Source organism: Solirubrobacter ginsenosidimutans, from assembly GCF_027587205.1.
Genome location: NZ_JAPDOD010000019.1, coordinates 50,730 through 72,199 on the forward strand (window position 1 = coordinate 50,730; position 21,470 = coordinate 72,199).

Here is a 21,470-nt window from a genome sequence, read left to right on the forward strand (position 1 = left end):
GATGCGGATCCTCGGCATTTCCGGCAGCCTGCGCCGAGGATCCCACAACCGCAAGCTTCTCCGGGCGGCGGGCGCACTGCTTCCGCCCGGAGTCGAGCTCGTGGAGTGGGACGGCCTCGCGGGCCTGCCCGCGTTCGACGAGGACCTCGAGAACACGCCGCCGGCCCCGGTGAAGGCGTTCTTCGAGGCGATCGAGCGCGCCGACGCACTGCTGATCGCCACGCCCGAGTACAACGCCTCGCTCCCGGGCGCCCTGAAGAACGCGATCGACTGGGCCTCGCGCCCGTTCCCGGACAACGTGCTCCGCTACAAGCCGACCGCGGTGGTCGGCGCGTCGACCGGCCTCTTCGGCGCCGTCTGGGCGCAGGCCGAGGTGCGCAAGACGATGAAGGCCTCCGGCGCGCACGTGCTCGAGGACGAGCTGCCGGTCGGCATGGCCGACTACGCGTTCGCCGACGGCCAGGACGCCCTTTCGGACCCCGAGCTCACCGCCCGCCTGAAGGACCTGCTCGGCGACCTCGTGCGCGAGGTCAACACGCCCGTGGAGGCGTCGAGCAGCTGATGTTCGAGCTCCCGCTCAGCGAGCCCAGGGGGCCAAAGGAGCGGGCCGACGCCGCACGCAATCGGATGCGGATCCTCGAGGCGGCGGGCGCGCTCGTCGCCGAGCAGGGGATCGAGTGCGTCTCGATGGACGACGTCGCGCGCGCCGCGTCCGTCGGCACCGGCACCCTCTACCGGCGCTTCGGCGACCGGGCGGGGCTGGCGTTCGCGCTGCTGGACGAGCAGACGCGCGAGTTTCAGGACGCGCTGATCTCCGGGCCGCCGCCGCTCGGCCCGGGCGTGCCCGCGGTCGAGCGCCTGAAGGCGTTCGGCGAGGGCTATCTGGACCTGCTGGAGACCCATTCGGCCCTGATGTTCGCGGCCGCGCCGAACGGGAAGGAAGCCGACGGGCCGTACTCGCTGTACACGACGCACCTCGTGATCCTGCTGCGCGAGGCGGCACCGCAGCTCGACGCGCAGTTCACCGCCGAGGCCCTGCTGGCGACACTCGCGCCGGCGCATCACCTGCGCGTGCGCGGCGGCCTCGGCTGGCCGCTGGAGCGGATGCGCGCGGGGTGGACCGGCCTCGTCGAGGCGATCTCGACCTAACGCGTACGCGCGGAGCGGTAGCCCGTGACGACGCGGGCCTCGCCGGAGATCGCGCAGAGCGTGTGATGGAAGCCGGCGGGGATGATCGCCTCGCCGCCCGGGCCGAGCAGGTGCTCCTCGCCGTCGAAGCGCAGCTCCGCGACCCCGTCGATCACGCGCAGCAGCGTGTCCTCCAGCGGCCGGAAGCGCAACGTCGCCTCGCTCGTCAGGGTCTCGAAGGTCAGCTGGGCGCCGTAGCTGACGGGGGCGGGGGAGGAGATCAGGGGAGCCATTGCGGAAGATATTCCCCGAGCTAGCCGACGGGCGCAGCGGAGGAACCTCCCCTCCGGGGGTGTGGTTATCCGAAGCTCTTTTGCGTTTCTCGACCTAGCTACAAATCCGACCGCGATCTCTGTAAAATCCCACGGGTAAGGGCTGGATCAAAGGGATCCGGCCACGTAGTGCAAGCGCCCGCAAGTTGCTTCATGGCTCCTCCGCGTTCGCAGCACACAGACCCGTGGAGGACAAGAAGCACATGGCAACCGGGACCGTGAAGTGGTTCAGCGATGAGAAGGGCTTCGGCTTCATCACGCCCGACGACGGTGGGAAGGACCTCTTCGTCCATCACACCGGCATCAACAGCAACGGCTTCCGCACCCTCGCCGAGGGCGCGAAGGTGACCTTCGAGGCCGAGAACGGCCCCAAGGGTCCGAACGCCGTCAACGTCACGACCGTCTAACCACTTCGTCTCATTGCGGGCGCCCGCGGCACTTCGGTGCTCGCGGGCGTTCTGCGTTCAAGGGCCCGTGGGTGAAGTTCAGGGTGTCCTCAGGGGTGTTCCCCTATATGGGGAACAGGGGGAAATCGGGAGTCTCGATGCATGCCCCAGGACCTCCTCCCCGAGACGCTTCCCGTCCACATCGACTCGCTGCGCCGCGCCGCTCGTGGCATGACCCGGACCCGTGAGGACGCCGAGGATCTGGTGCAGGACACGCTGCTGAAGGTCCTCGCCCGCCCGCGTCAGGTCGGCCCCGCCGGGCCCGGCCCGTACCTGCATCAGGCGCTGCGCAACACCCACGTCTCGTCGCTGCGGACCCGTGACCGGCGCCCGGTGCTCTCCCCGCTGGAGCCCGAGGACACGCGCCTCGTCGCGCCCTCCGGCGGCGAGCCGATCGAGATCCTCCACACGCGCGAGATCATCGCCGCGATCAACGCGCTGCCGCAGGCGCAGCGTGAGGTCGTCGCGGCCGTCGACGTCGCCGGCTTCGGCTACACCGAGGCGGCCACCCAGCTCAAGATCCCCGTCGGCACCGTGATGAGCCGCCTGCACCGCGGCCGCGCGCGCCTGGCGACCTACGCCGACGCCGCGTAGGGGGGTGCCGCGTCGTGCTCTCGCCCACCGATACCTACGTGGGACACCCCCGCCCCGAATGCGCGCCGGTACGCGCTCGGCGACGTCCGCATGATCGCCGTGAAGTGATGCCGGTAGGTCGCGGCGGTGGCGAAGCCGACCGTCTGCGCGACGGTCTCGATCGACGCGTCTGAGCCCTCCAGCAGCGCCAGGCTCGCGCGCACGCGCTGCTCCAGCAGCCAGCGGCCCGGCGTCGTGCCGGTCGCCTTCCCGAAGCGGCGGGTGAACGTGCGGACGCTCATGTATGCGCGGCCGGCGAGCGCGTCCAGCGACAGCGGCTCGTCCAAGCGCTCCAGCGCCCACGCCATCACCCCGGCGATCGGGTCGTCATCCGGGTGGGCCGGCATCGGCGCCTCGATCAGCTGCGCCTGCCCGCCGTCACGGTGCGGCGGGATCACCAGCCGGCGCGCCACGGCGTTGGCGACCTTGCTCCCGTGGTCGCGGCGCACGATGTGCAGGCACAGGTCGATCCCCGCGGCGCTGCCCGCCGACGTCAGCACCGTGCCGTTGTCGACGTAGAGCACGTCGGCGTTGACTTTCACCGCGGGATGGCGCGCAGCGAGCTTGGACGCGTAGCGCCAATGCGTCGCCGCCTCGCCGCCGTCGAGCACGCCCGTGGCGGCGAGCAGGAACACGCCGCTGCAGATCGAGACCAGCCGCGCGCCCCGCGCCCACGCCGCCCGGACCGCGTCGACCACCTCGGCCGACGGCTCCCCGTGCCAGCCGGGCACGACGATCGTGTCGGCATCCGCGAGCGCCTCGAGCCCGTGCTCGACGAAGAACGCGAACCCGCCCGCGGTGGCCGGCAAGGGGCCGGGCGTCTCCGTCGCGATCCGCAGGTCGTACCACCACGGCACGTCCAGCTCCGGCCGGTCCAGCCCGAAGACCTCGACGACGATGCCGAGCTCGAACGGGGCGACTCCGGGAGCGGCGAGCGCGACGACGCGATGCATGTGGCCAGATCTTGACGCATATCGTCATTCAGGCCACTGGTCAGACGACGGGAACTCGTCGAGCCTGTACGCCATGAACTACTTCGCCCGCCGCCTCGAGTTCGAGACCGACGCCGACGACGTCGGCTCCGCCCTGTTGGACGGCACCGCCGACTTCACCCTGATCGACGCCCGCAGCCGCGCCGCGTACGACGCCGCCCACCTGCCGGGAGCGCTCTCGCTGCCGCACCGCGGGATCACCGCCGACACGCTCCCGGACGGCCCGATCGTCGTCTACTGCTGGGGCCCCGGCTGCAACGCGGCGACGAAGGCGGCCGCGAAGATCGCCGACCTCGGCCGCGACGTGAAGGAGATGCTCGGCGGCTTCGAGTACTACGTCCGCGAGGGCTACCCCGTCGAAGGCGACGACGCGGCCCGTCACAACAAGGACCAGAGTGGCCTCGTCGTGCTTCCGGGTGAGACGATGCACGGGTGCAGCCTCCCGAGCGAGCGCTCCAGCTCCTCCGCGACGCCTATGGCGCCGGCCATCTGAGCACGGCGACGCTCGAGGCGCGCACCGAGTGGGTGCTCGGCGGCGGGTACGCCGAGGACGCGACCTGGGACCTGCCGAAGCGCTGGTGGCGCCCCGCCGCGCCGGTGCGCAGCCTCGTCGTGGGGGAGACCGAGTGGCCGCTCGCCGACCGTGGCCGCTGGGTCGTCGGCCGCGCCTCGTCCTGCGACTTCGCGCTCGAAGCCGACGACACCGTCTCCCGCACGCACGTCGAGATCGCGGTCAGGGCGGGACTGTGTCTGATCCGCGATCTCGACTCCTGCAACGGCACGTGGCTCAACGGCCGCTCCGTCCGCCGTGCACGCCTCCGTCGCGGAGACGTGCTGCGACTCGGCGAGACGGAGCTGCGCGTGCGTTAGCCCGCGAACTCGACGCCGATGGTGCCGGCGGTGAACGCCGAGGTGTCGAGCGTGTCCTTGCCGCCGCGGCCGTCGATCGCGAGCGTGTCGAAGGACTCGGCGTGGGAGACGTTGACCGTCCACGGGAGGCCGGTCAGCGTCGCGGTGCCGCCGACGACGATCTTGCCGGCGAGCTTGAGCGCGTCGGGCTTGTCGGTGCCGGCGACCGTGATGCGGTCGGCGATGAAGTCACCGAGCGGGGTGATCGGGAGCGATGCGAGGCTGATGTCGACGAGCTGCGCGCCGGTGCGTGACAGGTCGCCGATCGCGAACGTGTCCTCGCCGCTACCGAGGACCGGGTCGACCTCTTCGATGCCGGCGAGCGCGAGCGCCGTGTCGCCGACGGTGAACCGCAGCCCGCGGCCGTCGGGGTTCAGCGCGTAGGCCTCGCCGTCGTTGGTGCCCTGGATGGAGAGCGAGTCGCGGCTTGCACCGCCGTCGACGACGTCGCTGCCGTCGCCGGGCTTCCACGTGAAGCGATCGAAGTCACCGCCCAGGAACGCGACGTCCTCGCCTTTGCCGCCGCTGACGTCGTCGAAGCCGTCGCCGCCGATCAGATGGTCGTCGCCGGGCCCGCCGATCAGGACGTTGTCGCCGCTGCCGCCCACGAGCGTGAGGTCGACCGCGGCCGAAGCGGCGCTGATGATGTCGTCGCCGCCGCGGCCGTCCACGGTCAGAGAGCGGTCGAGCGACGGGTTGACGAGCTGGATGAAGGTCGGCCCAAGCAGTCCGAAGCTGCCGAACGAGATCTGGTCGTCGCCTTCGGAGCCGTAGGCGGTCGTGCGGTCGGCGTCGGCGTTGACCTGGAAGACGTCGGTGGCCGAGAGATCGCCGACGCTCAACTCGTCCGCCGTGGCCGTGACGATCTCGACGCCGTCGAGGTCGACGTCGCCGGCCCGGACGTGGTCGCCCACGGCGCGCAGGTCGAGCCGGTGGTCGGCGAGGGACAACGTGTCGGAGGTCCCGTCGCCGCCGTCGACGCGGATGCGGTCGACGTCACGCGCGGCGAACGCGAAGGTCGCGTCGCCGACTCCGACCTCGATGCGGCCGGGCCGGCGCAGGAGCGACAGCGCGTCGTCGTCCGCCGTGCCGGAGATCACCAGCGTCCCGCGCTCGACCCGCGCCGGCAGCGGCCCCTCGACGAACTCGCGCTTGCCGTACTTGGTCTTGGCGCGCTTGACGTCGCCGCCGATCGCCTTCGCGAACTTCCGAGCGAGGTCGGCGTCTTCCAGCGAGGCGACGAGCAGCAGATGCTGGTCCTGCGTGACCGACCCGCCGAACAGCCGCTCGCGCGCCTCGGCGTCATTGAGCAGCCCGGTCCGCAACGCGGTGGCGGTCACGCCCGGCACGTCGAGCTGCACCGCGTCCACGTCGCGCGACCCCGCGGGGAGCTGGTCGAACGTCAGCACCGACTGCTGGCCGAAGCGCGCGCGGATCGTGTCGGCGATCGTGTGCAGCTCGCTCTCGCTGACGTGGTCGACGTCGAACTCGCGCGAGCGCTCGAACGTCGTCGTGCCGCCGTCGAAGAAGACGCCGTCGAGCAGTTGCGAGCCGCGCGGGTCGCCGCCGCCGTCGGCGACGATGCGCTCCACCTGCCGCGCGAAGTCCTTCAGGTTGTCCTTCAAGCGCGGATCGGCCGGGTCGGTGATGACGGCCGTGTTGTTGGTGGCGAAGATCTCAGCGTCGGCCGCGGAGGCGGCCGGGGCGGCGAACGCCAGCAGGGCCAGCGCGCCGAGAAGTGGTCGGATCATGCCCCTCAGGACGCTCGGCGGCCCTCGGGTCATCGAGGGGAATCCCCCGTCCTTCCCCCTACCAGCGCGTCAGCACGTCCGGGGCGGCGGTGCGCACGAGGTCGGCGGCGAGGTCGTCGGGCTGCTCCTGCGAGCGGCGCTCCGCGGCCACCCGCTCGCGGTAGATCTCGACCTCGGACGCGGTCGTCGCCTCGTCCCAGCCGAGCACCTCGGCCATCAGCCGCGCCGCGGGCCCGGAGGCTTCCAGGCCGCGGTCCCACGTCTCGATCGAGATCCGTGTGCGCCGCGTCAGGACGTCGTCGAGGTGCAGCGCGCCCTCATGCGACGCCGCGTAGCGGATCTCGACCGCGAGGTAGTCCTCCGCCGCCGGCAGCGGCTCGCCCAGCTCCGGCCGCGCCGCCACGTCCGCCAGCAGCTCGTCGATCCGCGACCCGTAGCGGCGCAGGAGATGCTCGATCCGCGCGACGTGCAGGCCCGAGGCCGCCGCCACCCGCTCGCGCCGGTTCCACAGTGCCTGGAACCCGTCGGCGCCGAGCAGCGGCGTGACGTGGGTCGCCGACGGCGGGACCGAGCGGTCCAACCCCCGCGCGACGGCGTCGATCGCGTCGCGCGCCATCACCCGGTAGGTCGTGTACTTGCCGCCCGCGACGGCCACCAGACCGGGCACCGGAACGGCGACGGTGTGCTCGCGCGAGAGCTGGCTGGTCGACTCCGACTCGCCCGTGAGCAGCGGCCGCAGCCCCGCGTAGACGCCCTCGACGTCCTCGCGCGTCAGCGGCTGCGACAGCACCGCGTTGACGTGCTCGAGCACGTAGTCGATGTCGGTCGAGGACGCCGCCGGGTGCGCCTTGTCGAGCTCCCAGTCGGTGTCGGTGGTGCCGACGATCCAGTGCCGGCCCCACGGGATCACGAACAGCACGGACTTCTCCGTGCGCAGGATCAGGCCGGTGTCGAGCTGCAGGCGGTCGCGCGGGACGACGAGGTGGACGCCCTTCGACGCCCGCACCTTGAACTTGCCGCGCTCACCCACGAGGTCCTGCACGTCGTCGGTCCACACGCCGGTCGCGTTGACGACCTCGCTCGCGCGGACGGAGATCTCGTCGCCCGAGAGCTCGTCACGCACCCGCACCCCGGTCACCCGCTCGCCCTCGCGCAGGAAGCCGACGACCCGCGCGTTGGCGACGACGGCCGCGCCGAGGTGGGCGGCGGTGCGCGCCACGGTCAGCGTGTGGCGGGCGTCGTCGACCTTGGCGTCGTAGTACTGGATCGCGCCCACCAGCGCGTCCTTCTTCAACGCAGGGGCGATCCGCAGCGCGCCGCGGCGCGTCAGGTGCCGATGGCGGGGGAGGCCCCCGTGGCCGCCGAGCGTGTCGTACAGCGCCAACCCGGCGCCGATGTACGCGCGCTGCCAGTGCTCGGTGAGCGGCAGCAGGAACGGCACCGGTGTGACGAGGTGCGGCGCCAGCACGTTCAGCAGCAGCCCGCGCTCGCGCAGCGCTTCGCGCACGAGCCCGAAGTCGCGCTGCTCGAGGTACCGCAGCCCCCCGTGCACGAGCTTGCTCGAGCGCGAAGAGGTCCCGGCCGCGAAGTCGCGCGCTTCGACCAGCGCGACGTTCAACCCGCGCGTCACCGCATCCAGCGCCGAACCGCTGCCGACCGCGCCGCCGCCGATGACGACCACGTCGAAGACGTCCTCGCCGAGGCGGGCGAGCGACGCCCGGCGCTGCTCAGGGCCGAGGTGGCTGGCGTCGTGCATCGATCACTAGCGTACGCGTCACGTATGCCGGACTACATCGGAGCGATCGACCAGGGCACGACCAGTACGCGCTTCATCGTCTTCGACCGCGACGGCAAGATCGTCGCGGTCGACCAGCGCGAGCACGAGCAGATCAACCCCAAGGCGGGGTGGGTCGAACACGACGCCAAGGAGATCTGGATCCGCACCCGCGAGGTGATCGCCGGGGTCCTGGCCAGCACCCCGCTGGAGGCGGGTGACATCAGCGCGGTCGGGATCACCAATCAGCGCGAGACGACGCTCGTCTGGGATCGCAAGACCGGCGAGCCCGTCTACAACGCGATCGTCTGGCAGGACACGCGCACCGACGCGATCGTGCGCGAGCTCGGCGACGTGGACCAGCTGCGCCGCGTCACCGGCCTGCCGCTGTCGACCTACTTCGCGGGGCCGAAGGTCAAGTGGATCCTCGACAACGTCGACGGCGCGCGGGAGCGGGCCGCCAACGGCGAGCTGGCGTTCGGGACGATGGACACGTGGGTGCTGTGGAACCTCACCGGCGGCACCAACGGCGGCCTGCACTACACCGACGTCACCAACGCCTCGCGCACGCTGCTGATGAACCTCGAGACGCTCGACTGGCACGAGCCGGCGCTGGAGCTGATGGGGATCCCGAAGTCGATGCTGCCGGAGATCCGCTCCTCCAGCGAGGCCTACGGCGACGTCAGGGGCACCGCCATCGGCGGGACGCCGGTCGCCGGCATCCTCGGCGACCAGCAGGCCGCGCTCTTCGGCCAGACCTGCTTCGCGGCGGGCGAGGCGAAGAACACGTACGGCACCGGGTCCTTCCTGCTGGTCAACACCGGCGAGGAGATCGTGCACACCGACTCGCTGCTGACGACGGTCGGCTACAAGCTCGGCGACGGCAAGGCGACCTACGTGCTCGAGGGCTCGATCGCGGTCACCGGGGCGCTGATCCAGTGGCTGCGCGACCGCCTGAAGATCATCGACTCCGCCGCGGAGGTCGAGGACCTGGCGCGCACGGTCGACGACAACGGCGGCGTCTTCTTCGTCCCGGCCTTCAGCGGTCTGTTCGCCCCCTACTGGCGCGACGACGCCCGCGGCGTGATCGTCGGCCTCACCGCCTACGCCAACCGCGGCCACATCGCCCGCGCCGCGCTGGAGGCCGCCGCGTGGCAGTCACGCGAGGTCGTCGACGCCGCCAACCAGGTCGCCGACGTCCCGTTCAGCGAGCTGCGCGTCGACGGCGGCATGACCGCCAACGAGCTGCTGATGCAGTTCCAGGCCGACGTGCTCGGCGTGCCCGTCATCCGCCCCTCGGTGACCGAGACGACGGCGCTCGGCGCGGCCTATGCGGCCGGTCTGGCGACGGGGTTCTGGTCCGACCAGGCCGAGCTCAAGGAGCGCTGGGCCGAGGACAAGCGCTGGGAGCCGCAGATGGCCGAGGACGTGCGCGAGAAGGAGTACGCGCGCTGGAAGAAGGCGGTGCAGCGGTCGCTCGACTGGCAGGACTAGCCGCTACGCGATGACGGCGGCCTGGTCGGCCAAGACCCGCTCGAGCGCGGCCACCTCGAGCGGCGGCGCGAACAGGTAGCCCTGACCGGCGTCGCAGCCGAGCTCGCGCAGGTAGGCGAGCTGGGCCTCGTCCTCGATCCCCTCCGCCACGGTGCGCAGCCCCAGCGAGCGCCCCAGCTGGACGAGCGTCTGGATCAGCGGATCGGACTCGCGCGAGCGCGCCGAGGCGGCGATGAACGTGCGGTCGATCTTCAACGAGTCGACGGGCAGCTGCTGCAGGTAGGCCAGGGAGGAGTAGCCCGTGCCGAAGTCGTCGATCGCCACGTGCACGCCGTGCGTCCTGAGCCGGCGCAACAGGTCGGCCGCGGCCGCCGGGTCGCGCATCAGCGCGGTCTCGGTGATCTCCAGGATCAGGTGGTCGCCGTCGAGCCCGGTGTCGCGCAGCGCGCGCGAGACGGTCTCGAGCAGGCTCGGATCGTCGAGCTGGCGCGCGGACACGTTGACCGACATCCGCGTCGGCGTGCCGTTGGCCACCCACGCCGCGGCCTGCCGGCACGCCGTCGAAAGCACCCACGCGCCGATGTCCACGATCAGCCCGCTCTCCTCGGCGAGCGCGATGAACTCGGTCGGCGGGACGAGCCCGCGGGTCGAGTGCTGCCAGCGCAACAGCGCCTCGACCGCGGTGACCTGGCCCGTGTCGAGGTCGAGGATCGGCTGGTAGACGAGGAACAGCTCGTCGCGGGTGATCGCGCCGCGCAGGTCGTTCTCCAGCGCCAGGCGGTCGTGGGCCGCGATGTGCATCTCGTGGCGGAACTCCGCGTAGCGGTTGCGCCCGGCGCCCTTGGCTTCGTAGAGGGCGATGTCGGCGTCGCGCAGCAGGTCCTTGGCCGCTTCGCGGTCTCCGGTGGCGATGCCGATCGACGTCGTCAGGGAGATCTCACTGCCGGTTCCCAGGTCGAACGGCTCGCGCAGCACCTCGAGGATGCGCTCGGCGATCTGCGCCGCCCCGCCCTCGACCAGCACCACGAACTCGTCGCCGCCGAGCCGCCCGATCGTGTCGGTCTCGCGCAGGACCTGGCCGATCCGGGCGGCGACGGTGCGCAGCAACTCGTCGCCGACGGGATGGCCGAAGGTGTCGTTGACGCCCTTGAAGCCGTCGAGGTCCATGAACATCGCCGACGCCTCGGTGCCGTTGCGGCGGGCGTGGGCGAGCATCTGCTCGGCGCGGTCCATGATCAGCGCGCGGTTGGGCAGCCCGGTCAGCGCGTCGTGCAGCGCCTGGTGGCGCAGCTGGCCGGTCTTCTCCTCGACCATCCGCAGGGCGCGGGCGCGCCCACGGGCCAGGACCTGGACGAGCCCGAACGCCAGCAGGCCCATCACGAGCCAGACGCCGAACACGAGCGCCGCCTGCACGCCGGGGGACGAGATGCCGTTGGGTGCGGCGCGCGAGACGGTCACCGTCCAGCGGCCGTCGGCCTGGACGGTGATCCGGCGGGTGAGCGACGCGCCGATCGGGTCCCCGCCGAAGCGGGCGATCGATGGGCTGCCGAGCGTCTCGGACAGCGTCCGGTACGCGGCGCCCGCGCCGGTCGGCACGCGCGTCTCGGGCGCGGAGGAGTGCTCGCGCTCCAGCGTCACCGACACGCCGGTCTGGCCGGCGACGGCGGACTTCAGGATCGGCTCGGAGTCGAACAGGCCGATGATCCAGCCGGTAGCCCGCGCTCGGCGCTCCGGGATCGTCGTGGGCACGCCGCCGCCGCGGTACACGGGCGCGACGACCTCGAACATCTCGTGCCCGTGCCCGGCGCTGGTGACGTAGGCGCTGAACTGGCCCGTGTCGCGCGTCTCGACGAGGAGCTTGGAGATCTGGCAGAGGTCGTAGCCGGGCACCGCGGCGTCGTTGAGCGTCTCGGCCATGCCGGGCCCGGAGACGCCGATCATCGGCAGGCAGTAATACGGCCGCTTGCCCGGCGGGTACACCGGCGAGGCCGGGTGGCGGACGATCTTCGTGTAGCCGAACCCGGCCACGCCGCGGAAGCGCTTGGTCACGCCCATCGACGCGTACCAGCTCGCGAACTCCTCGTTGGTCAGGCCCGGGTCGTTGGCGAGCATCGTGCGCGCGGACAGCGTCAGGTCGTCCATCCGCCGGACCGCGGTGGTCACCGACGCGCCCACCGAGGCCGCCTGGGCGGCGAACGCCTGGTCGTTCTGGCGCTGCGCCTGCGCGCGCCACAGCATCGCGGAGACGCAGGCGAGCGCGACGAAGACGGCGAGCAGGAGCCAGGACATCCAGGTCCGGGGGCCGACAATCGATCCTTGACGCCGCATGCTCTGCACCGTCCCGGGTGATCGGCCCGCCTACCACCAGCCTTGATCGGCTAAGTGTCGACTTGTGCCAGTTTCGCTCTGGCTGCCCCGAGCGCGGCTTCGGCGTTCTGGCGCAGCTCGGCGAGCAGGTCGCGACCGGACATGCTCGCCGCGAACGCCTGTTCCATCAGGCGGGCGAGGTCGGAGTCGCGGGCGCCGGCGAGCCGTTGCTCGGCGTCGGCGACGGCGGCCTGCAGCGCGGGCGCCGGCCCCGCCATCGGCGGGATCAACGACGCGTATGGGGACGTCTCCCACTGGCGGACGAGGTTGCCGATCGCCTCCGCGTCGCCCTTCTTGTAGGACTGGTTGAGCCGCTTCATGAAGGCCTCGGCGTGCTCGCGGCCCGAGTCGTCGGTCACGAGATCCGGGTGCATGCGCTTGGCCGCGTCCCGGAACAGCGTCTTGAGGTCCTCCGAAGGGGGCGGACCGGCGGGTGCGGGGACGGCGCTCATCGCGGTGGTCGTCTCACGGAAGCGCTGCTCGGCGGCCGCCGCCGCGGTCTGGTCGTCCAGCAACCCCGAGCGTGCGGCGACGATCGCGAGGTACTTCGCCTCGAGCTCCTGCACCTGCATGTCGACCACGCCCACCAGGCGCAGGTAGTCCGACTGGAACGCGGCCAGCTCCGAACGCAGGGTCGCGTGCTCCTCCTCGATCTGCGCGAGCCGGTCGCGCAGCCCCTCCGCGCTAAGCGCGTCCGCGGACAAGGTCGATCAGCCTCGAGAGGATCCGCTCGCCGTCGGCGCGCAGCCCGTTGTGGTCGTATTCGCTGGTCACCCAGGCGTGCATTCCTGGGACGAGCGCGGCGGTCTCCTCGGAGAAGCGCCGCTCGACGTAGGGGTCCTCGGTGTAGATCGCGGCGGCGATCGGCACGGTGTTCGCGCGCAGCACGTCCTCGTCGTAGAGCCGCGGCCACTCCACCATCGCGAGCTCGTGCGCCACCTCGCGGGCGGTGGAGAGCGCCCCGTAGTCGTCGAACAGCCACGGGAGGATGTGCTCGCCGGTGAACCACTCCGGGTGCTCGTCGAACTCCGCCGGGCGCGTGCGTGCCGCGGACCAATTCGTGACGGTGCCGTCCGCGTAACAGGCCTCGTGCAGGATCGCGTAGATCGGGTTGCGGGCGATGCCGAGCTCGTCGCTCGCGTCATGCAGGAACGCGGGCGAGCCGAACGGCAGCTCGAGGATGTAGTGCAGCGCCTCCGCGCCGTCGCTCATCCCGAGCTTGTTGCCGTGGGTGCGGAAGCGGCGCGAGGTCAGCCGGTCGAGGCCCGGCAGCCGCACCACGTCGGCGTCGAGTCGCGCCACGATGTCCAGCATCCTCGCCCGGTCCTGCGGGAAGCGCGCGTAGTAGCGACGGTTGCGCTCGGCCATCCGTGCCCACGTCGCGCTGTAGACGTCGTCGACCGGCCGCCCGATCGGCGGCGTGCCGCCGGTGACCAGCGCCTCGCGCAGCGAATCGGGGGCGAGCGACAGATACGCGAACGCGCAGAAGCCGCCGAAGCTCTGCCCGAGGATGCTCCAGCGCTTCACGCTGAGCTGCTCGCGCAGCAGCTCGGCGTCGCGCACGATCGAGTCGGCCCGGAAATGCTTCAGGTAGTCGGCGCTCTCGGTCCCGTCGACCGGCGTCGAGCGGCCCGTCCCGCGCTGGTCGAGCGCCAGGACGCGAAACTCCTGCAGCGCGCGGTCCAGGTAGCCGGGCCCGCGCGGGTTGCCGACCGGGCGGAACGCCTCGAACCCCGGCCCGCCCTGGAAGAAGACGAGGAACGGCTTGTCGCGGCCGTCCGGCTCGGCGATCTCGCGCGCGAAGACCTTGATCTGCTCGCCATCCGGGTTGGCGTGGTCGAGCGGGACCTGCAGCTCGTGATCGGTCATCACGAGCCCGGGCAGCGAATAGGACACTTAGACGGACTCCAGGAACTCGAAGAACAACGCACTCCAGCGCTCGCGCGCATCGATCGGGGGGAAGTGGCCGGAGCCGGCGAACCGCTCCATCCGCACTCGCCCGCCGGTCGCCGCGTAGGCCTCCAGCACCGTGCGGATCTGCGCCACCATCGGCTGTGCGGGGAACACGTCGGCGCCTGGCCAGGCGGGAATCTCGCCGAGCTGGCCGAGCCTCCCCATCTCCCACGGCGAGCCGTCGGCGACGACGATGTCGTCGGCCCCGTGCGTCCACAGGATCGGCGGCTTGGGGTCGAGGTCGACGATCTCCGCCCAGTGGCAGTACTTGGGGGAGAGCGCGTTGAGGATGCCGCGCGTGCCGGGTGCGACGCCGGGCCAGTTGGGCGACGTCGTCGAGTCGCCGGGGTAGCCGTCGTCGCCCGTGACCGACTTGAGGATCTCGCCCAGCAGCAGCTCCTCGCGCTCCGGCGGCTCGCGATGCCCCACGCGCCAGTAGGAGCTGTTCATGACGTTGCGCGGGGCGGTGTCGCCGTCCTCGGAGCGGTCACCGGCCGCGAGCCGCGCGGTGAACTCGGCGTTGCCGGTGCCGCCGCCGGAGCCGGCGAAGTCGTCGAAGTGGGGTGTGCCGTCGAGCTTCGTCGCGCCGTACCCGTACGGGCCGACGGGGTCGATGAAGGTCAGGCTCGCGACCGGGTGCTCGAGCGCGAAGGCGGCGATCGCGGCGCCGCCGGTCGACCAGCCGACGAGGTGGGGCGGGGCATCGATGCCCAGCGCGGCCAGCAGCGCGAAGGTGTCGTCGGCCCAATCGCCGAGGCCGCGGGTCGCGTCGATCGGCACCCGCTCGGTGTCCCCGAACCCGCGCATATCCGGCGCCAGCAGCCGGAAGCGCGCCGGCGCGTCGTCGAAGAGGTGCTCGTAGAACCGCCCGGTCGAGAGGTTGCCGTGGAGCAGGACGACCGGGATGCCGTCCTCAGGCCCGGACTCGACGAGCGCGAGTTCGAGCCGGTCCGTGGCGACGCGGTGAGAGCGCATCGCGCGAGACTATCTGCGGCATGCCACGTGTGGAGTTGACGACCCCGGGACCGGACGACGAGTCCGACTTCATCGCCGCGATGGCGGCCAGCGCCGACGTGCACCGGCCGTGGCTGTTCCCACCCACCACGCCGGAGGCCTATCGCGACTACCTCGAGCGGCTCGCCGGAGACCGCAAGTACGGCTTCCTCGCCCGGCGGGTCGAGGACGGCGCGCTCGTCGGCTGGTTCAACGTCTCAGACATCGTGCGCGGCGCGCTGCAGGGCGCCAACCTCAGCTACGGCGGCGTCGCCGCCCACCGCCGGCAGGGCTACATGTCCGAGGCGCTCGGACTCGTGCTGCACGAGGCCTTCGTGACGCTCGACCTGCACCGCCTCGAGGCCAACATCCAGCCCGGCAACGTGGGGTCGCTCGCGCTCGTCCGGCGCGCCGGGTTCCAGCTGGAGGGCTTCTCTCCCGGGTACCTGAAGATCGACGGCGCGTGGCGCGATCATGAGCGCTGGGCACTGCGGTCGGAGGCGTGGCGTTCGCGGCGGCGTTAACGTTCGCGCTGCGTCGAACCCAATGGAGGACGGATGACGGCAACGAACGGAACGGGCGAAGGCCACGGGGCTGCGATCCGGCGGGTCGAGGACCCGCCGTTCCTGCGCGGCACACGCCCGTACACCGACGACCTGCGGGAGCCCGGTGCGCTCTACGCGGTCTTCGTGCGCGCCGGCTCCGCCCACGCGACGATCAACGGGATCGAGACCGACGAGGCGCTCGCGATGCCGGGCGTGGTCGGCGTCTACACGGCGGCGGATCTGGACCTGAAGCCGTTCGCCACCGCCGGCCCGCCGGTCGACACGCCGGAGGAGATGCGCCGGCCCGTCCTGGCGACCGACAAGGTGCGCTTCATCGGCGAGCCGATCGCGGTCGTGGTCGCCGACACGCGCGCGCACGCCGTCGACGCCGCCGAACTGGTCTACGTCGACACCGAGGACCTCGACGTCGTCGTCGACATGACCAAGGCGCTGGAGCCCGGCGCGCCGCAGCTGTTCGAGTGCGGCAACCTCGCGGCCGCCGGTCCGACGGGCGAGGACGCGCTGGCCGACGCCGAGGTCCGCACCGGCGCCCGCTTCGTCAACCAGCGCATCGCCGCCGTGCCGATGGAGCCGGGCGCCGCGCTGGCCAAGCCCGATCCCGAGACCGGCGGCTTCATCCTCTTCACGCCGAGCCAGGGCCCGCACGCCTACCAGGCCGCGATCAGCAAGGCGACGGGGATCGAGGCGGAGAAGCTGCGCGTCGTCTCGACCGCGACCGGCGGCGGCTTCGGCGCCCGCATCGCGTGCTATCCGGAGCAGATCGTCGTCGTCGCGCTGGCGCGTGAGCTGGGTCGCGCCGTCCGCTACATCGAGACGCGCTCGGAGACCATGCTCGAGATGCAGCACGGGCGCGCGCAGGTCCAGGACGTCGAGATCGGCGGCACCCGCGACGGGAAGGTCACCGGGCTGCGGGTCCGCGTGATCGCCGACTGCGGCGCCTACCCGGCCGACGCGGCGCTGATGCCGATGCTCACGGGGCTGATGTCCAGCGGCGTCTACACGATCCCCAAGGTCGACTTCCACTTCGACGCGGTGGTGACCAACACGACGCCGATCGGCGCCTACCGCGGGGCGGGGCGGCCGGAGGCGACCGCGCTGGTGGAGCGGGCGGTGGACATGTTCGCCGCCGAGCTCGGGATGGACCCGGCCGACGTCCGCCGCAAGAACTTCATCCCGGACGGCGAGTTCCCGCACCAGACGGTGACCGGCGCCAACTACGACTCGGGCGCCTACCACGCGGCGCTGGAGAAGTGCCTGACCAACGCGGGCTACGAGGCGCTGCGGGCCGACCAGAAGGCGCGTCGCGACCGCGGCGACGTCGTCCAATTGGGGCTTGGGCTCTGCTCCTACGTGGAGTGGACCGGGTTCGGCTCAGAGCTCGGCACCTGCGAGGTGCTCGAGGACGGCACGGTCGTCGTGACCGCGGGCACGTCCTCGCACGGCCAGGGCCATGAGACCGCGTACGCGCAGCTCGTCACCGGCACGCTCGGCATCCCGGTGCGCGACGTCAAGGTCATCCAGTCCGACACCAAGCTGGTCAAGCGCGGCATGGGCACGATGGGCTCGCGCTCGCTGCAGGTGGGCGGCAGCGCCGTCCAGAACGCGACCGACGAGGTGCTCGAGAAGGCGCGCCGCCTCGCCGCGCACCTGCTCGAGGCCGACGCGGGCGACATCGAGGTCGTCCCGGGCCAGGGCCTGGGCGTCGCCGGCTCACCCGCCTCGGCGATCCCGTGGGCGCAGCTCGCCGCGGCAGCCAACGATCCCGCGCGCGCACCGGAGGGCTTCGAGGGCGGCCTCGCCTCGGAGAACGACTTCGAGACGCCCGACGCGACCTACCCGTTCGGGACGCATCTGGCCGTCGTCGAGGTCGACACCGAGACCGGCCTCACGAACCTGATCCGGCACATCACGGTCGACGACTCCGGCCGCGTGCACAACGACAAGCTGGTCGAGGGGCAGGTGCACGGCGGCATCGCGCAGGGCGTCGCCCAGGCGCTGTTCGAGGAGATCGCCTTCGACGAGGACGGCAACAACGTCACCGGCTCGCTCGCCTCCTACGCGATCCCGTCGGCGGGTGACCTGCCGTCGTTCGAGACCGAGCGCACGCAGACGCCGTCGCCGCGCAACCCGCTCGGGGCGAAGGGGATCGGCGAGTCGGGCGCGATCGGCTCGACGCCGGCCGTCTGGAACGCCGTCGTCGACGCTCTGGCGCCGTTCGGCGTGCGCAACATCGACATGCCGGCGACGCCGCAGCGGGTGTGGCAGGCGATCAGCGCTTCTCGCGGCTAGGTGCCTGAAAGTCAACTGCGCCGGGTGGGGGAGGGGGAGTGGTGCGCCCTCCGTTCCTGGCTGCCGTGAGTCCGCTGCTCGGCTCGGCTCTGTTGGCTCGAAGTGCCGTGCTGGGATACCGACGGTTACGGGCTACGGAGACAGAAAGTGTGCGTCGAGCGCCCGTCTCCCGGCGCCATGGTCGACCGTGCGCGTTTGAGGGCTGAATCGTGGGTTTCGATCAGGTTCGCACTGGTCGAGTTGGCGCGTTGATGGGGGTGGGGTCAAAAAGCTTCCTGTCAGGACGTTTTTTGACCCCACCCCCTCGCAGACCGCGGCATCCGGGTGATCGGCGTGCGTGAGAACGCCCTTTCTGTCTCCGTGGCCCGTACCTGTCGGTGTCCCAGCGCGACGCCTCAGCGTGGGCAGGCGGACAAGGCGCGGTCCACGAGAGTCAGACCCGAAGGGCGCGCCACTTCCCCCTCCCCCACCCGGCGCAGTTGACTTTCGAGGACTCTAAGCGCCCGCTATCTCAGCCAGCGCGCCGGTGAGCGCGTCGATGTCCTGCGTCGTGGTGCCGAGCCCGATGCTCGCCCGGACCGCCCCGGGCAGCTCGGGCTCCTTGCCCCTGCGCAGCGCCATCTGCAGCCGCTTGGACTCGGCGTCGGGGACCTGCAGCAGGCGGGTGATCAGCGGGTGCGCGCAGAAGCAGCCGTGGCGGACCGCGATCGCGTACTCGTCGCTCAGGCGGGCGGCGAGCGCCTCGGCCTTGTGGCCCTTCAGTGTGAAGCTGGCGACGCCGACGCGCTCGTCGTGCACCGGCCAGAGGGCGAGGCGGGTGAGGCCGTCGATGCCGTCCAGGCCGGCGTGCAGGCGGGCGGAGAGGGCGCGTTCGCGATCGGCGATCGCGTCCATGCCGATCTCCTCGAGCGCCTCGCACGCCGCGGCGAAGGCGACCGCGCCGATCACGTTCGGCGAGCCCGCCTCGAAGCGGTCGGGCGCCTCGGCCCAGACGACGTCGTCGAGCGTGACGAGCTTGATCGCGCCGCCGCCGTGCAGCAGCGGCTCGCCGGTCAGCGGCGCGCGGCTGACCAGGGCGCCGGAGCCGAACGGCGCGTAGAGCTTGTGGCCCGAGAGGGCGAGGTGGTCGATGTGTGACGCCTGCATGTCGATCGCGCGGTGCGGGGCGAGCTGCGCGGCGTCGACGAAGAGCTGTGCGCCATGGGCGTGGGCGAGGCGGCCGAGCTGCTCGAGCGGCCAGACCTCACCCGTGACGTTGGAGGCGCCGGTGACGGCGAGCAGGTCGATGCGCGAGGCCTTCAGCGCGCGCTCGGTGACCTCGAGCAGCTCGTCGGCGGACGTCGTGAACGGCAGCGTCCGGAGGTCGTGGCGCCGCCAGGGAAGCATGTTGGCGTGATGCTCGACCGGCGTGGATAGCACCCTCGTACCGAGTGGCAGCGCGGTCGAGAGGAGGTTGATCGCCTCGGTCGTGTTGCGGACGAACACGACGGACGACTCCTCCGCCGCGCCGACGAAGTGCGCGACGACCTCCCGCGAGCGCTCGTAGGCCGCGGTCGAGACCTGCGACTTGGCCCCGGTGCCCCGGTGGACGCTGCTGTACCACGGCACGAAGGCCTCGACGACGTCCCACACGGCGGACATCACCGGCGTGCTGGCCGCGTAGTCGAGGTTGACGTGACGGCGCAGGTGCCCGTCGGCGCAGGGCACCTCCACTTCGGAACCGAGGAGGTGTGCCGGCGGCACGAGGACGCTCATCGCGCCATGTTCGCGCGGGCGGGTTGGGGAGAACTTGGGTGGAGCTTGGGGTCACCATGTGGCGATGCGGAAGCCGTGGCCGCTGAGGTGCAGGCGGCGGCGCGGCTGTGGCCGGGCGGCGACCTGGTCGGCGCGGCGGCGGAGGAGCTCGACGGCGTCGGCGGAGCGGGTGAACGGGTCGGCGATGGCGGCGCCGTCGCGGGCCGACACGGCGGCGATCAGCTGGTCGCCGAGTTCCGCCACGAAGAGCGGGTGAGCAGGGATTTCGCGGCTGTCGAGCTCGGCCAGGCGGGCGAGGGCGGCGGCGTCGGCGGTGGTGGCGGAGCGGATGGTGAGAGTGTTCATGGGAAGGATGGTGCCGCGCCCCATCAATCATGTCCAATGATGACTTGCGTGCCGTGACATAATGGTCCGTGATGCTCGACCTCAAGCTCCTCACCACGTTTCGCGAGGTGGCCGTGCGCGGTTCGTTCTCGGACGCCGCGGTCGCGCTGGACTTCACCCAGCCCGCCGTCTCCCAGCACATCTCCCGCCTGGAGGCCGCGCTCGGGGTGCGCGTGCTCGAGCGCAACGCCCGCGGCGTCTCGCTGACGCCGGCGGGTGAGGTGCTCGTCCGTCACGCCTCGGCGCTGCTGGACGCCGCCCGGCGAGCGGAGGAAGCGGTGCGCGACGCCGCGGGCGTCGGTCGCGCGCAGGTCCGCGTGGCCGCGTTCCCTTCGGCCGCTGCCGGCCTGTTGCCGGGCGCGACGCGCGACCTGCGTGCCCGCCGCCCGGACGCGGAGCTCGCGCTGCAGGTGGCCGAGCTCGAGCCGGCGCTTGACGCGCTGCTCGCGGGCCGCGTCGACGTCGCCGTCATCGTGGACTCCGAGCTCTCACCCGCCAAGCGGCGCACGGGCGTCGAGTATCTCCCGATCTGCGACGACGAGATGCGGATCGCCGTGGCCGCGGACCACCCGCTGGCGACGCGCACGTCGGTGGCGCTGGAGGAGCTCAGCGACGAGCCGTTCCTGATCACCGAGGTCGCCGGCACCTGCGCGGACTCCAACGTCGTGCTGCACGCCTTCGCGGACGCCGGCTTCGAGCCGAGCGTCGCCTTCACGTCCGAGGACTACCAGGCGCTGCAGGGCATGGCGGCGTCCGGGATCGGGGTCGCGATGATCCCGACGATGGCGCTGACGAGCTCTCGCAGCGACGTCGTCGTGCTCCCGCTGCGCGGCCGCGCGCCGGCGCGTCAGATCCTCGCCGTCGTGCGCAAGGGCGAGCAGGACCCGCTCACCGAGCACCTCGTGGAGGCCCTGCGCCGCTCCGCCCGCGCGCTGGCGGGCGTGCCTACGCTGGTGGCCGTGGCGTAACGCGTGCTTTGAGGTCGGCGGCGATCGTGTCCTCGTCGCGGTCGCCGTCGACCTCGACCAGCACGTCGCGGTAGTGGTCGATCAGCGGCTCGGTGTCCGCGGCGTATTCGCGTAGCCGCTGCTTGATGACGTCGGCGGTGTCGTCGGCGCGGCCCCGGCCCAGCAGGCGGCGCTCGACCTCCTCGTCGGGGACGCGCAGGTAGACCACCGCTTCGAAGTCGAGGCCGTGCGCCTGCGCGAGGGTGCGCGGGTAGCCGTCGAGGATGTAGCCGTTCAGCGACTCGACCACTGGTCGGATCGCCCGCGTGACCAGCTCGTCCGGCGCGAGCCGGCCGGCGGCCATGTGCGTCTTGACCTCGCGGCCGAGCTCGGTGTCATCCGAGACCGCGGCGCGCAGCACGTCACCGGAGGAGATGTGGGGGACGCCCAGCTCGCGCGCCAGGCGCACGCCCTGGGTGCCCTTCCCGCCGCCGGGAGGCGCGAGCATGAGAACTCTCACGCCGCGAGCGTACCGGCAACGGCCCGGACCATCACCTCCGTCGCCTGCTCATCACTGAGGCCCTCGATCGTCGTCAGCCGCTGCCAGGTGGCGAACGCGAGCGCCACGCTGACCGTCGCGCGGTCGTACGGGCCGGACAGCAGGTCCTTCAGTGACGTCTCGGTCACATCCGGGAGCACGGGTCGATGATCGCGACGTTCTCGCTGCAGCGCGCGACTTTCTTGTGAAACCGGGTAG

22 protein-coding genes are annotated in these 21,470 nt (G+C 71.8%); 10 read left to right on the forward strand and 12 right to left on the reverse strand.

Translation table 11 applies throughout. From position 1 onward, the window contains the following. Position 1 precedes the first annotated feature (1 nt). Together OM076_RS19805 and OM076_RS19810 are read left to right on the forward strand one after the other, a co-directional pair. A complete protein-coding gene (locus OM076_RS19805; protein ID WP_270041786.1) occupies positions 2–562 on the forward strand; it encodes an NADPH-dependent FMN reductase in 561 nt (186 codons plus the stop codon). Beyond that, positions 562–1,149, forward strand: coding sequence for a TetR/AcrR family transcriptional regulator (locus tag OM076_RS19810; protein WP_270041787.1), 588 nt, complete (start codon positions 562–564; stop codon positions 1,147–1,149). The genes OM076_RS19805 and OM076_RS19810 overlap by 1 nt, the downstream gene beginning before the upstream one ends. Here the strand turns inward: OM076_RS19810 and OM076_RS19815 are convergent. Next, complete coding sequence (locus tag OM076_RS19815) at positions 1,146–1,421, reverse strand: cupin domain-containing protein (RefSeq protein ID WP_270041788.1); 276 nt, start codon at positions 1,419–1,421, stop codon at positions 1,146–1,148. The two genes, OM076_RS19810 and OM076_RS19815, sit on opposite strands and share 4 nt — an antisense overlap. Before the next feature lie 242 nt (positions 1,422–1,663). Between OM076_RS19815 and OM076_RS19820 the strand changes: the two genes are divergently transcribed. Together OM076_RS19820 and OM076_RS19825 are read left to right on the forward strand one after the other, a co-directional pair. Continuing rightward, positions 1,664–1,867, forward strand: coding sequence for a cold-shock protein (locus tag OM076_RS19820; protein ID WP_270041789.1), 204 nt, complete (start codon positions 1,664–1,666; stop codon positions 1,865–1,867). Positions 1,868–2,008: 141 nt separating this feature from the next. Further along, positions 2,009–2,500, forward strand: a complete 492-nt coding sequence (locus tag OM076_RS19825) for an RNA polymerase sigma factor (protein WP_270041790.1) — start codon at positions 2,009–2,011, stop codon at positions 2,498–2,500. On the opposite strand, the gene OM076_RS19830 is transcribed toward OM076_RS19825, so the two are convergent. Beyond that, positions 2,482–3,492, reverse strand: coding sequence for a helix-turn-helix domain-containing protein (locus OM076_RS19830; RefSeq protein ID WP_270041791.1), 1,011 nt, complete (start codon positions 3,490–3,492; stop codon positions 2,482–2,484). The two genes, OM076_RS19825 and OM076_RS19830, sit on opposite strands and share 19 nt — an antisense overlap. A 73-nt stretch (positions 3,493–3,565) precedes the next feature. On the opposite strand from OM076_RS19830, the gene OM076_RS19835 reads away from it, so the two are divergent. Both OM076_RS19835 and OM076_RS19840 read left to right on the forward strand, forming a co-directional pair. Then, positions 3,566–4,024, forward strand: coding sequence for a rhodanese-like domain-containing protein (locus OM076_RS19835; protein WP_270041792.1), 459 nt, complete (start codon positions 3,566–3,568; stop codon positions 4,022–4,024). Continuing rightward, positions 3,964–4,401 carry an FHA domain-containing protein gene (locus OM076_RS19840; protein ID WP_270041793.1) on the forward strand — a complete coding sequence of 146 codons (438 nt, stop codon included), beginning with the start codon at positions 3,964–3,966 and terminating at the stop codon, positions 4,399–4,401. The genes OM076_RS19835 and OM076_RS19840 overlap by 61 nt, the downstream gene beginning before the upstream one ends. On the opposite strand, the gene OM076_RS19845 is transcribed toward OM076_RS19840, so the two are convergent. Together OM076_RS19845 and OM076_RS19850 are read right to left on the reverse strand one after the other, a co-directional pair. Then, entirely contained in the window at positions 4,398–6,191 is a 1,794-nt protein-coding gene (locus tag OM076_RS19845; RefSeq protein ID WP_270041794.1) for a calcium-binding protein, read from the reverse strand. The two genes, OM076_RS19840 and OM076_RS19845, sit on opposite strands and share 4 nt — an antisense overlap. A 58-nt stretch (positions 6,192–6,249) precedes the next feature. Next, positions 6,250–7,947 (reverse strand): glycerol-3-phosphate dehydrogenase/oxidase, encoded by a 1,698-nt coding sequence (locus OM076_RS19850; protein WP_270041795.1) that lies wholly within the window; start codon positions 7,945–7,947, stop codon positions 6,250–6,252. Positions 7,948–7,971: 24 nt separating this feature from the next. Here OM076_RS19850 and glpK point away from each other — a divergent pair, with 24 nt between their 5' ends. Next, a complete protein-coding gene (gene glpK, locus OM076_RS19855; RefSeq protein WP_270041796.1) occupies positions 7,972–9,459 on the forward strand; it encodes a glycerol kinase GlpK in 1,488 nt (495 codons plus the stop codon). A 3-nt stretch (positions 9,460–9,462) separates the two neighbouring features. Here glpK and OM076_RS19860 read toward each other — a convergent pair whose 3' ends face one another. Genes OM076_RS19860 through OM076_RS19875 form a run of 4 tightly spaced genes read right to left on the reverse strand, consistent with a single transcriptional unit; the run spans position 9,463 to position 14,754 of the window. Beyond that, the gene (locus OM076_RS19860; RefSeq protein ID WP_270041797.1) at positions 9,463–11,787 is read right to left on the reverse strand and encodes a bifunctional diguanylate cyclase/phosphodiesterase; all 2,325 of its coding nucleotides are present in this window, start codon (positions 11,785–11,787) and stop codon (positions 9,463–9,465) included. A gap of 50 nt (positions 11,788–11,837) precedes the next feature. Next, a complete protein-coding gene (locus tag OM076_RS19865) occupies positions 11,838–12,530 on the reverse strand; it encodes a hypothetical protein (RefSeq protein ID WP_270041798.1) in 693 nt (230 codons plus the stop codon). Then, a complete protein-coding gene (locus tag OM076_RS19870) occupies positions 12,511–13,695 on the reverse strand; it encodes an alpha/beta fold hydrolase (protein ID WP_272598219.1) in 1,185 nt (394 codons plus the stop codon). The genes OM076_RS19865 and OM076_RS19870 overlap by 20 nt, the downstream gene beginning before the upstream one ends. Positions 13,696–13,722: 27 nt before the next feature. Further along, entirely contained in the window at positions 13,723–14,754 is a 1,032-nt protein-coding gene (locus OM076_RS19875) for an alpha/beta fold hydrolase (protein ID WP_270041800.1), read from the reverse strand. 20 nt (positions 14,755–14,774) lie between these two features. Here OM076_RS19875 and OM076_RS19880 point away from each other — a divergent pair, with 20 nt between their 5' ends. Together OM076_RS19880 and OM076_RS19885 are read left to right on the forward strand one after the other, a co-directional pair. Then, positions 14,775–15,296: a GNAT family N-acetyltransferase gene (locus OM076_RS19880; RefSeq protein WP_270041801.1), complete on the forward strand. Its 522-nt coding sequence runs from the start codon at positions 14,775–14,777 to the stop codon at positions 15,294–15,296. Between the two features lie 33 nt (positions 15,297–15,329). Beyond that, complete coding sequence (locus tag OM076_RS19885) at positions 15,330–17,627, forward strand: xanthine dehydrogenase family protein molybdopterin-binding subunit (protein ID WP_270041802.1); 2,298 nt, start codon at positions 15,330–15,332, stop codon at positions 17,625–17,627. A gap of 495 nt (positions 17,628–18,122) precedes the next feature. Here OM076_RS19885 and OM076_RS19890 read toward each other — a convergent pair whose 3' ends face one another. Further along, positions 18,123–19,382 carry an aminotransferase class V-fold PLP-dependent enzyme gene (locus OM076_RS19890; protein WP_270041803.1) on the reverse strand — a complete coding sequence of 420 codons (1,260 nt, stop codon included), beginning with the start codon at positions 19,380–19,382 and terminating at the stop codon, positions 18,123–18,125. A 51-nt stretch (positions 19,383–19,433) separates the two neighbouring features. Continuing rightward, positions 19,434–19,727: a hypothetical protein gene (locus tag OM076_RS19895; RefSeq protein WP_270041804.1), complete on the reverse strand. Its 294-nt coding sequence runs from the start codon at positions 19,725–19,727 to the stop codon at positions 19,434–19,436. Between the two features lie 71 nt (positions 19,728–19,798). Here OM076_RS19895 and OM076_RS19900 point away from each other — a divergent pair, with 71 nt between their 5' ends. Then, entirely contained in the window at positions 19,799–20,734 is a 936-nt protein-coding gene (locus OM076_RS19900; protein ID WP_270041805.1) for a LysR family transcriptional regulator, read from the forward strand. Here the strand turns inward: OM076_RS19900 and OM076_RS19905 are convergent. Further along, positions 20,712–21,233 carry an adenylate kinase family protein gene (locus tag OM076_RS19905; protein ID WP_270041806.1) on the reverse strand — a complete coding sequence of 174 codons (522 nt, stop codon included), beginning with the start codon at positions 21,231–21,233 and terminating at the stop codon, positions 20,712–20,714. The two genes, OM076_RS19900 and OM076_RS19905, sit on opposite strands and share 23 nt — an antisense overlap. Continuing rightward, a complete protein-coding gene (locus tag OM076_RS19910; RefSeq protein ID WP_270041807.1) occupies positions 21,230–21,412 on the reverse strand; it encodes a hypothetical protein in 183 nt (60 codons plus the stop codon). Before OM076_RS19910 ends, OM076_RS19905 begins: the two co-directional genes overlap by 4 nt. Positions 21,413–21,470 lie beyond the last annotated feature (58 nt).